The organism is Bradyrhizobium sp. SHOUNA76, from assembly GCF_023006445.1.
In the GTDB taxonomy this organism is placed as follows: domain Bacteria; phylum Pseudomonadota; class Alphaproteobacteria; order Rhizobiales; family Xanthobacteraceae; genus Bradyrhizobium.
The window spans coordinates 1-10220 of the sequence record NZ_JALBHA010000200.1; the positions used below are offsets into that span (position 1 = coordinate 1).

Annotated in this window: 10 protein-coding genes; 6 read left to right on the plus strand and 4 right to left on the minus strand. The window is 64.9% G+C overall.

All coding sequences use genetic code 11. The features are described from left to right. Positions 1-292: 292 nt before the first annotated feature. The 4 genes from MOV74_RS20360 (at position 293) to MOV74_RS20375 (ending at position 5842) form a co-directional block, all read left to right on the plus strand. Positions 293-658: a hypothetical protein gene (locus tag MOV74_RS20360; RefSeq protein ID WP_246926028.1), complete on the plus strand. Its 366-nt coding sequence runs from the start codon at positions 293-295 to the stop codon at positions 656-658. A 99-nt stretch (positions 659-757) separates the two neighbouring features. Then, positions 758-1150: a FixH family protein gene (locus tag MOV74_RS20365; RefSeq protein WP_246926030.1), complete on the plus strand. Its 393-nt coding sequence runs from the start codon at positions 758-760 to the stop codon at positions 1148-1150. 79 nt (positions 1151-1229) lie between these two features. After that, positions 1230-2666: an efflux RND transporter periplasmic adaptor subunit gene (locus MOV74_RS20370; protein ID WP_246926032.1), complete on the plus strand. Its 1437-nt coding sequence runs from the start codon at positions 1230-1232 to the stop codon at positions 2664-2666. Then, positions 2663-5842 carry an efflux RND transporter permease subunit gene (locus tag MOV74_RS20375; RefSeq protein ID WP_246926033.1) on the plus strand — a complete coding sequence of 1060 codons (3180 nt, stop codon included), beginning with the start codon at positions 2663-2665 and terminating at the stop codon, positions 5840-5842. Before MOV74_RS20370 ends, MOV74_RS20375 begins: the two co-directional genes overlap by 4 nt. Positions 5843-5875: 33 nt before the next feature. Here MOV74_RS20375 and MOV74_RS20380 read toward each other — a convergent pair whose 3' ends face one another. The 4 genes from MOV74_RS20380 to MOV74_RS20395 all read right to left on the minus strand — a co-directional run bounded on the left by MOV74_RS20380 (position 5876) and on the right by MOV74_RS20395 (position 8492). Beyond that, positions 5876-6742, minus strand: a complete 867-nt coding sequence (locus tag MOV74_RS20380; protein ID WP_246926034.1) for an ABC transporter substrate-binding protein — start codon at positions 6740-6742, stop codon at positions 5876-5878. Positions 6743-6963: 221 nt separating this feature from the next. Continuing rightward, positions 6964-7365, minus strand: a complete 402-nt coding sequence (gene arsC, locus MOV74_RS20385; protein WP_246926035.1) for an arsenate reductase (glutaredoxin) — start codon at positions 7363-7365, stop codon at positions 6964-6966. Next, positions 7362-8063 carry an MIP/aquaporin family protein gene (locus tag MOV74_RS20390; protein WP_246926036.1) on the minus strand — a complete coding sequence of 234 codons (702 nt, stop codon included), beginning with the start codon at positions 8061-8063 and terminating at the stop codon, positions 7362-7364. Before MOV74_RS20390 ends, arsC begins: the two co-directional genes overlap by 4 nt. Positions 8064-8129: 66 nt before the next feature. After that, positions 8130-8492, minus strand: coding sequence for a helix-turn-helix transcriptional regulator (locus tag MOV74_RS20395; RefSeq protein WP_246926037.1), 363 nt, complete (start codon positions 8490-8492; stop codon positions 8130-8132). A 117-nt stretch (positions 8493-8609) separates the two neighbouring features. Here MOV74_RS20395 and MOV74_RS20400 point away from each other — a divergent pair, with 117 nt between their 5' ends. Beyond that, complete coding sequence (locus MOV74_RS20400) at positions 8610-8927, plus strand: helix-turn-helix transcriptional regulator (protein WP_246926039.1); 318 nt, start codon at positions 8610-8612, stop codon at positions 8925-8927. Positions 8928-8975: 48 nt separating this feature from the next. Then, the coding region (locus MOV74_RS20405; RefSeq protein ID WP_246926038.1) for an NAD(P)-binding domain-containing protein at positions 8976-10220 on the plus strand (1245 nt) is incomplete at its 3' end.

Below are 10220 nucleotides of genomic sequence, written 5' to 3' on the forward strand. Positions count from 1 at the left end.
CACTGGCGGCGCTCGCAGACCCCGAGCTCAAGCAGCGCCTGGAGACCGCCGTCGGCGGAGAGGTCCGCGGCAGCTCGCCGGAGGAGATGAAGAAGCTGATCGAGACCGAGATCGCCAAATGGACCGGCGTGGTCGAGCGGGCGAAGATCCCGAAGATCTGAGCCGGGCAGGCGGCCGGGCCGGTACCGCCCGGCCGCTGCTCACGAATGCTTGATCCGGATCAACAAGCGCCGCCGGCACCGGGATATGTTACTAAGGACGTGTTCCGGCCCCGAAGGGTAAGTCGATATCGATGCGGTTCGTCCGTACCATCCTGGCATTTGCAATCGCCATATCCCTGGCGATGCTGCCGGTTGGCGTGTCCGCATCCAGCCTCGCCATGTCGTCGGACGACATGCACGCGACCATGCAGATGGGCGGCGACGCCGAGATGTCGATGGACGATTGCTGCCCCGACATGAAGGGACCGGCCTCCAACGCGGGCGGTTACAAATGCGGGATGGGCTTCTGCTGCGTCGGCGGCACCATTGCGCTCGATGATATCAGGCCCGTCGCCTTCGGGCATGTCGCCGTAGCGGCGAGCAAGATCGCCATTCCCGCGGATCAGGTCGTCTCCTTCTCCCGCGGCAGTCCTCCTTTCCGACCACCTCGAATCTGATCTCTCTGAGCTGAGGCGCGAGCGGCATGGCTGCTCGCGACGACGACTGACGTGCGCGCCATGCGCCACGGCGAGAGATCAATTCATGAGGACAGGACAATGCTTTCCAAATTCAGCACAGCGGCGCTCGCCGCCACCCTTTCGCTTGCCGCTGCCGCGGCGATGGCGGGCGCCGCCGACTACGCCTTCGAACCCGTCAATGCACAAATGAAGAAGGGCGGCGACGTCACGCTCTCGGTTCGCCTGACCAACAAGCAGACCGGCAAGCCGGTGGCGGACGCCGTCATCTTCAAGACCCGCGTCGACATGGCCCCGGACGGAATGGCTGAGATGGAATCGGCCGTGGCGCCGCTGCCGTCGAAGGAGCCGGGCGTCTACGCCTTCAGGACGGACCTGCCGATGGCCGGTCGCTACCAGGTCACGCTGTCGGCAAAGGTGCAGGGCGAGCCGGAGACTGTCACCGGCAAGGTGATCGTCACGGCAACCAAGTGAGCGTGCGGACGCCGTTCGCGGCGTCCGAGCTTGCCTTTCCCATTTACTTGGACGCGCGCTGAGCGCGCGAATGCACACCATGAAGACGCTGCGTCTCCTGACGATTCTCGCTCTGGGCGGTGGCCTCGCCTTGGCGACGTACTCCTTGGGCGCGTACCGGTCCTCGACCGACGGGCGCTGGTCCGTTCATGCGGAGGTGACCCCCGCTGCGGCCGGGGCGAACCGAGTTCCGCTCTATTACCGCGATCCCAGCGGCGCGCCGTCCTGGTCCGCCGCTCCGAAGAAGGACGAGTGCGGGCGGGACTATCTGCCGGCCTACGAGGACGATCAGGCCGTCGCGGCGGCATCGAAGCCAGCGCAGGCGGCCTCATCGCGAAAAATCCTCTACTACCGCAATCCCATGGGCCTGCCCGACACCTCTCCGGTTCCGAAGAAGGATCCGATGGGGATGAACTATGTCCCCGTCTACGAAGGCGACGAGGTCGACGACGGCACGGTGAAGCTCTCGCCGGGCAAGATCCAGCGCACCGGCGTGAAATCCGAGCCGGTCGAGCGGCGCGCGATCCGCGTCTCGGTCAAGGCGCCCGGCACGATCCAGCTCGACGAGCGCCGCGTCTCGGTGATCGCGATGCGCGCCGAGAGTTTCGTGCAGAAGGTCGCCGACGTCACCACCGGCTCCCGCGTGAAGGCGGGGCAGCCCTTGATGGAAATCTACAGTTCGGCGGTCGCCTCCGCGGCGGCGGAATATCTCGCGACGATCACTTCCAAGACGGTGGGTGGCGTCGAGATGTACGGCCGCGGCTCGCGGCAACGGCTGGTCAATCTCGACGTCCCCGAGCAGGTCATCGCCGAGTTGGAGCGGACGCGCCTCGCGCCCGTCACCGTGCATTGGTCGGCGCGGCGCGACGGCATCGTGCTCGAGCGCAGCGCGATCGAAGGCATGCGCGCCAATCCTGGCGACGTGTTGTTCCGGATTGCGGACACCTCGCTGGTCTGGGCGCTGGTCGACGTCGCCGAGCGCGATCTCGGCAATATCGCGGTGGGGCAGTCCGTCGCAGTGCGCGCGCGCAGCTTTTCCGGCCGTGTCTTCAGCGGCAAGATCGCAATCGTCTATCCGCAGGTGAACCGCGACACAAGGACGGTTCGTGTCCGGATCGAGCTCGCCAATCCTGACGCGGCGCTGCTGCCGGACATGTACGTCGACGCCGACATCGACACGGCCGACAGCGCGCCCGTCCTGGCCATCCAGGATAGCGCGGTGCTCGACACCGGCACGCGCCAGGCCGTTCTCGTCGACAAAGGCGAGGGGCGCTTCGAGCCGCGCGAGGTGAAGCTCGGCCGCCGCGGTGGCGGTTACATCGAGGTGCGGGACGGACTTGCGGACGGCGAGGCGGTGGTCACATCCGCCAACTTCCTGATCGATGCTGAAAGCAATCTGAAGGCCGCGTTCAAAGGTTTTGCCGAGGCGGCGCCGCAGGCTTCCGAACCTGGCCATGCGGCGGGAGATCACAAATGATCGCCCGCATCATCGCCTGGTCGGCGCGCAACCTGCTGCTGGTGCTGTTCGGCACCGGCTTTGCGGCCGCAGCCGGTCTCTATGCGCTGATCCATCTTCCGCTGGATGCGATCCCGGACCTCTCGGACACCCAGGTCATCGTCTACACCGAATATCCCGGCCAGGCGCCGCAGGTGATCGAGGACCAGGTCACCTATCCCCTGACGACGGCGATGCTGACGGTGCCGAAATCCAAGGTCGTGCGCGGCTTCTCGTTTTTCGGCGTGTCGTTCGTTTACGTGATCTTCGAGGACGGCACCGACATCTATTGGGCGCGCTCGCGCGTCCTGGAGTTCCTGAACGGCGCGTCGTCCAGGCTTCCCGCCGGCGTCAGCCCGACCATCGGGCCCGATGCGACCGGCGTCGGCTGGGTCTACCAGTACGCTGTCCTGTCAAAGGAATTGAATCTGGCGGACACCCGCACGATCCAGGACTGGAATCTGAAGTTTGCGCTCGCCAAGGCCGAAGGCGTCGCCGAGGTCGCCAGCATCGGCGGCTTCGTCAAGCAGTACAACGTGGTGCTCGATCCCCAGCGGATGCGCGACCGCGGCATCAGCATGCAGAAGATCCGGGAGGCGATCCGCGCCAGCAACGCCGATGTCGGCGGGCGCACCGTCGAGCTCGCCGAGTTCGAATACGTCATTCGCGGCAAGGGCTACATCAAAAGCATCAACGATCTCGGCAACATCGTCCTGAAGACGAGCAATGGCACGCCGGTGCTGCTCCGCGACGTCGCCAATGTCGAGCTCGGACCGGATGAGCGCCGTGGCATCACCGAGCTGAACGGCGAGGGTGAGGTCGCAAGCGGCATCGTGCTGCAGCGCTTCGGTGCCAATGCCCTCGACGTCATCGAGAACGTCAAAAAGCGCCTCAAGGAGATCGCGAGCAGCCTGCCGAAATCGGTCGAGATCGTGCCGGTCTACGACCGCTCCAGCCTGATCTACGCGGCCATCGACACGCTCAAGCATACGCTGTTCGAGGAGAGCGTCGTGGTTGCGCTGGTCTGCATCGTGTTCCTGCTCCACGTCCGCAGCGCGCTGGTCGCGATCCTGATGCTGCCGGTCGGCGTGTTGATGGCGTTCGGTGCCATGAAGCTGCTCGGGCTGGGATCGAACATCATGAGCCTGGGGGGCATCGCGATTGCGATCGGCGCCATGGTCGATGCCGCCATCGTCATGATCGAGAATGCCCACAAGCATCTCGAACGCGCCGAGCCTGGTCAGTCGCGCGTGCAGATCCTGATCGATGCCGCATCCGAAGTCGGCCCCGCGCTGTTCTTCAGCCTGCTGATCATCACGGTGTCGTTCATGCCGATCTTCACGCTGGAAGCGCAGGAGGGACGGCTGTTCAGCCCGCTGGCGTTCACCAAGACGTTCTCGATGGCGGCTGCGGCCCTGCTATCCGTCACCCTGGTGCCGGCGCTTATGGTGATCTTCATCCGCGGCCGGATCGTGCCGGAGGGCAGGAACGTCATCAATCGTTTACTGATCTGGATCTATCGGCCGGTGATCGATGGCGTGCTTCGCGCCAAGACGCTGGTCATCCTGGCCTCGCTCGTCGTGCTCGCCGTCACGATCTGGCCGGCCCGCCAGCTCGGCACCGAGTTCATGCCGACGCTGAACGAGGGAACGCTGCTCTACATGCCGACGACGCTGCCCGGCATCTCCGTCACCAAGGCGGCCGAGCTGATGCAGACGCAGGACCGCATCATCAAGTCGTTCCCCGAGGTCGCTTCCGTCTACGGCAAGGCGGGACGGGCGGCGACCGCGACCGACCCGGCGCCGACCGAGATGTTCGAGACGGTGGTGAACCTGAAGCCGAAGGAGCAATGGCGCCCCGGTGTCACGGTCGACAGTCTCATTGCGGAGATGGACAAGGCGCTGCAATTTCCCGGCGTCTCCAACGCCTGGACCATGCCGATCAAGGCGCGCATCGACATGCTGTCGACCGGCATCCGCACGCCTGTCGGCGTCAAGGTCATGGGCACCAACCTCGTCGAGATCGACCGGCTGGCGCGGCAGGTCGAACGGGTGATCAAGACCGTCCCGGGCACGTCGTCCGCTTACGCCGAGCGCGGCATCGGCGGCTACTACCTCGAGATCGTTCCGGACCGCGAGGCGCTCGCCCGCTACGGCATCCTGATCCAGGACGTTCAGGACACCATCGCGGCTGCGCTCGGCGGTCAGACGGTGACGACGACCGTGGAGGGACGGCAGCGCTTCACGGTGAACATGCGCTATCCCCGTGACCTCCGCGACAATCCCAAGGCGATCGCCAGCGACATCCTGGTGCCGATGCCGGCGGGTGGCGCCGTGCCGCTCGGCGAGGTCGCGAAGGTCGAGCCGGCGCGGGGGCCGACCTCGATCCGGACCGAGAACGGCCAGCTCGCGACCTACATCTATGTCGACATCCGCGATCGCGACATCGGCAGTTACGTCGCGGACGCGCAACGCGCCGTGACGGAGAGCATCCAGTTTCCCGCCGGCACTTATGTCGTCTGGAGCGGCCAGTACGAATATCTCCAGCGCGCGGCAGCCCGCCTCAAGATCGTGATCCCCGTGACGCTGACGATCATCCTCCTGCTGCTGTACCTGAACTTCAGGGCGCTGACCGAGACGCTCATCGTCATGCTGTCGCTGCCGTTCGCGCTGGTCGGTGGCATCTGGATGATGTGGTGGTTCGGCTTCAACCTGTCCGTCGCGGTCGCCGTCGGCTTCATCGCGCTTGCAGGCGTCGCCGCCGAGACCGGCGTCGTGATGCTGATCTATCTCGATCACGCACTGGCCGAGATGAAGGCGAAGCGCAAGGCCGAGAGCAGCGGCTTCACCCGGCAGGATCTCCACGACGCCATCATGGTGGGCGCCGTCGAGCGGGTCCGGCCCAAGATGATGACCGTGGTCGCCATCATGGCGGGCCTGCTGCCGATCATGTGGAGCACCGGAACGGGATCGGAGATCATGCAGCGCATCGCGCTGCCGATGATCGGCGGGATGATCTCGTCGACGCTGCTGACGCTGATCGTGATCCCGGCGATCTTCGGCCTGGTGAAGGGGCGGGGACTGCCTGATCGCGCGCCTCTTGCCGATCAAGATGCCGCGACAGCGAATGGAGCCTGCGCCCGGCAGGCCGCGGAGTAGCGGAGCGAATTGTGAGGCCGCAGCACGGCAAGGCTACTCGATGACCTTGTCGGCCATGATCAAGACGTTTTCCGGAATTGAAAGGCCAAGCGCTTTCGCGGTTCGCAGATTGATCGTGAACACGAACTGGGTCGGCTGTTCGACGGGTATGTCGGCAGGATTTCCACCCTTCAATATGCGATCAACATAGTGCGCGGCCTTCACGAACAACGACAGGATCTCAGGACCGTAACTCATGAGCCCGCCCAATTCGGTGTAGCTGTTGACCTGAAAAACTGAAGGCAGGCGGTGCTCCAGCGCGATGGAAGGAAGCGAAGGTCTGATCGGATCGGCAAGCACATACACCACGTCGCAGCCGGCGGCCTTCATGTCCTGATAGGCCTTCTTCACGTCCTCCGGGTTTGGTGCGATATAGCGATCCGCCGAAATCCCGATCTTCGCCGCAGCGTCGCGGGCGACCTCGAACAGCGCGGCGTGGGTCGGGTTGTTGGACGTCAGCACTCCGAGTTTCCTGACGTTCGGGAAGACGAGCCGAACGATGTCGAGCGTCTTGGCCGTGAGGTCGCCGAACATGTTGGCGACACCCGTGATGTTGCCGCCGGGTTTGGCGAAACTCCTCACGAAGCCGGAGCCGATCGGATCCGTCGATGGCGACATGACGATCGGGATGGTCGATGTGGCCTTCTGGGCGACAGCGATCGCCGGAGTGGCCTCGGCGATGATGACGTCGGGCTTCAACTGGAGAAGTTGCTGCATCAATTCCGGAAGCTCCGAATAACGGCCATTCGCCTCGCGAACATCGAAAACGAGGTTCTTGCCTTCCTCGTACCCGAGGGATCGGAGCGTATCCTTGATGACGGGAGTCGTGGCCGAGCCTCTCCCGGACACCAGGTAGGCCACGCGCCAGATCCGGGATCGTTGCGCAACCGCCTTCTGCGTTGCCAAACCCAAGCAGCCGATAAGCACCACGCGACGAGAGATTGTGCGATGCATGACGTTTGCTCACGAACCTGCAAGAACGTGATGCTAACATGCTGCTGGAATCCCGCCAGCGGCTTTTAGAGCCTCAACGAAGCCCGCTTCCGGTTAAGCCAAGGGCCCGCAGCCGCCTTCCCGCCAGTCTATCGCGCTTCGACCACTTCGCCGTCTTCCTTGACGAAGCGGCCGACGGGATTGTCCAGCAGGTCGATGACGGCCTCCGAGGGGCGGCACAACCGCGTGCCCTTTGGCGTCACGACGATTGGACGGTTGATCAGGATGGGATGAGCCAGCATCTGGTCGATCAGCTCGTCATCGGTCCATTTGGGATCGTCGAGGCCGAGCTCCTTGTACGGCGTTCCCTTCTCACGCAGCAGCGCGCGGACCGGAATGCCAAGCCCCACGATCAGCTCCTTGAGCTTGTCCCGCGAGGGCGGCGTCTTCAGATATTCGATGACGTCGGGCTCGGTGCCGCTCTGCCGGATCATCGCTAGCGTGTTGCGCGAGGTGCCGCAGGCGGGGTTGTGATAGATGGTGACGTTCATCGAGGTGTCTCCGCAATCGCAACAGGGCCGCGCGCGTGCGAGGCGCCGAGCAGCCAGTTCATCAGCAGCATGCCAGCGAACGCGCCGCAGAGCTCTGCAAGGATGAACCCGGGCAGGTCAAGGGGGCGAATGCCGGCGAAGGTGTTGGTCAGCGACCTTGCGATCGCGACCGCCGGGTTGGCAAACGAGGTGGAAGCCGTGAACCAATAGGCCGCCGTGATGTAAAGGCCCACCAGCCAGGACACCGCCGTCCGTTGAAAGCGGATGCCGGCCAGGATCGTCGCGACCAACCCGAACGCGGCGACGGCTTCGGCGAACCATTGCGGCCCTCCGGTTCGGACCTTGGTCGAGAGGTCGAGCAGCGGCAGTCCGAACATCAGATGCGCCGCCAGCGTTCCGGCGATGCCGCCGGCGATCTGCGCGATCACGTAGAGCACGGCCTCGTTCACAGGCAATTCGCGCTTGCCGGTGAAGACGAGGGTGACGGCCGGATTGAAGTGCGCGCCGGAGATCGGACCGAGCACCGCGATCAGGACAACCAGAATGGCCCCGGTCGGCAAGGTGTTGCAGAGCAGTGCAAGCGCCATATCCTTGGTCAGGGTCTCGGCCATGATGCCGGACCCGACCACGGTGGCGACCAGAATGCCCGTGCCGAGCGCCTCGGCCGCAAGGCGCCGTGAAAGGTCGAATGTTTCCATCAATCGGCCTTCGGCGTTGCACATGCCGCGTATTCGGAGCGCCGGGGCAGCACATTGTCCATCTCGTCAGCCACGGCTTCGCTCCTTCCGTTTCGGCGAGCAGCAGGATTGCAATGTTTCGACGACGGGATTGCAGACCTCAGGGCGCCCGCCGCAGCAATCGCGCAGCAGGAAAACCGCGATGTCGCGAAATTCGCCGAGGTTGGCGCGGTAGATGATCGAGCGGCTGTGCCGCTCGGAGGACACGAGGCGCGCGCGGCTCAGGATCGCGAGGTGCGCCGAAAGCGTGTTCTGGGGGACTTCCAGCAGGCGGGCGAGATCGCCCGCCGCAAGTCCGTCAGGCTCGTGCCGGACCAGGGTCCGGAAGGCTTCCAGGCGGGTCGCTTGGGACAGCGCTGCGAGCGCCAGGACGGCTTCCTCGGTTTCCATATATCCAGACTTATGGAATTATCGGCCTGGCGTCAATCCGAAATCGGCGGCGTACTATTTCGAATATTCTAGAAATATCGTTGACAGGGAGGGAGTCCCAGGGGCATGTTCACTTCCATGAAGATCGATGACGCAGCAGCACGGCTGGAAGCCCTGGGTAACCGGACCCGGCTTCAGATCTATCGGGCCCTCGTCCGGGCCGGGCACGCAGGCATGCCCGTCGGCCGCTTGCAGGAAAAACTGAAAATCCCGGCATCGACCCTGTCCCACCACATCAAGAGCCTGGTGTCGGTCGGGCTGGTCAGCCAGGTGCGTGAGTCCACCAGCCTGGTCTGTCATGCGAACTATGACACGATGCGAGGCCTGCTGGATTTCATGGCGGCGGAGTGTTGTGCCGACGAGGCCGAATGCAAGGGCGCGCAAACGGCGGCCTGATTTTTTTGCCGAATAATTCCATGATTCTAGAAGAATGGGAGAGGCCGAATGAACGATAAGACGGTTGCGATCATCGGGGCAGGGCCGGTCGGTCTCGCGGCGGCCGCGCACGTGCTCGAACGCGGCATGTCTCCCATCGTGCTCGAGGCCGGAGGTGAGGCCGCCCACGCCGTCCGTCAGTGGCAGCACGTGCAGCTGTTCTCGCCGTGGGAATACAATGTCGACAAGGCGGCGGCGCGCCTGCTCGCGCCGACGGGATGGAATTCGCCGGACCCGCAATCCTATCCGACCGGCGGCGAGCTGATCGAGCGCTACCTCGAGCCGCTCGCGACGCGAACGCCGCTGCGCGAGGCGATCCGGACCTCGAGCCGTGTCACCGCGATCAGCCGCGCCGGCTTCGACAAGGCGAAGACGAAGGGCAGGGAGCAGGCGCCGTTCGAGATCCGCTATCAGAACGGCAAAGGCCCGGAGGTGCTGCGCGCCGATGCCGTCATCGACGTGTCAGGCACGTGGTACTCGCCCAATCCTGCCGGCAGCAACGGTCTGCCCGCGATCGGCGAACGCGAGCGCGCGGACCGCATCGCCCATGGCATGCCGGACGTGCGGGGTACACATCGCGCCAGATATGCCGGGAAGACCGTTGCCGTGCTCGGTGCCGGCCATTCCGCCGTGGGCACGCTGATCGATCTCGTGCAACTCGCGGACGAAGTGCCCGGTACCAAGGCCGTCTGGCTCTTGCGCGGCACTGAACCCGCAAAGGCCTTTGGCGGCGGCAGCAACGACCAGCTTGCCGCACGCGGCGAGCTTGGCTCGACCTTCGCCGCGCTCGTCGCGGCCGGCAGGATCGGGGTCGAGACCGGATTCGGCGTCACGCACGTGTCGGGCTCCGAAGGTCGCCTCCAAATTTCGGCCGGCGCCTGCCGCGGTGCGCGTAGCGTGATTGCAGATGAGTTGATCGTCGCGACCGGTTTTCGTCCCGACCTGTCGTTCCTGTCCGAGCTGCGGCTTCGGCTCGACCCGGCCATCGAGGCGCCGGTCGCGCTGGCGCCGCTGATCGATCCCAACGAACATAGCTGCGGCACCGTTCGCCCCCACGGCGCGCGCGAGCTCGCGCATGACGAGCCGGGCTTCTACATCGCCGGCATGAAATCCTACGGCCGGGCGCCGACCTTCCTGATGGTGACCGGCTACGAGCAGGTCCGCTCGATCGCCGCCGACATTGCCGGCGACAAGAAGGCCGCGGCACGGGTCGAGCTGGTGCTGCCGGAGACCGGCGTCTGCACGCGCGGCGGC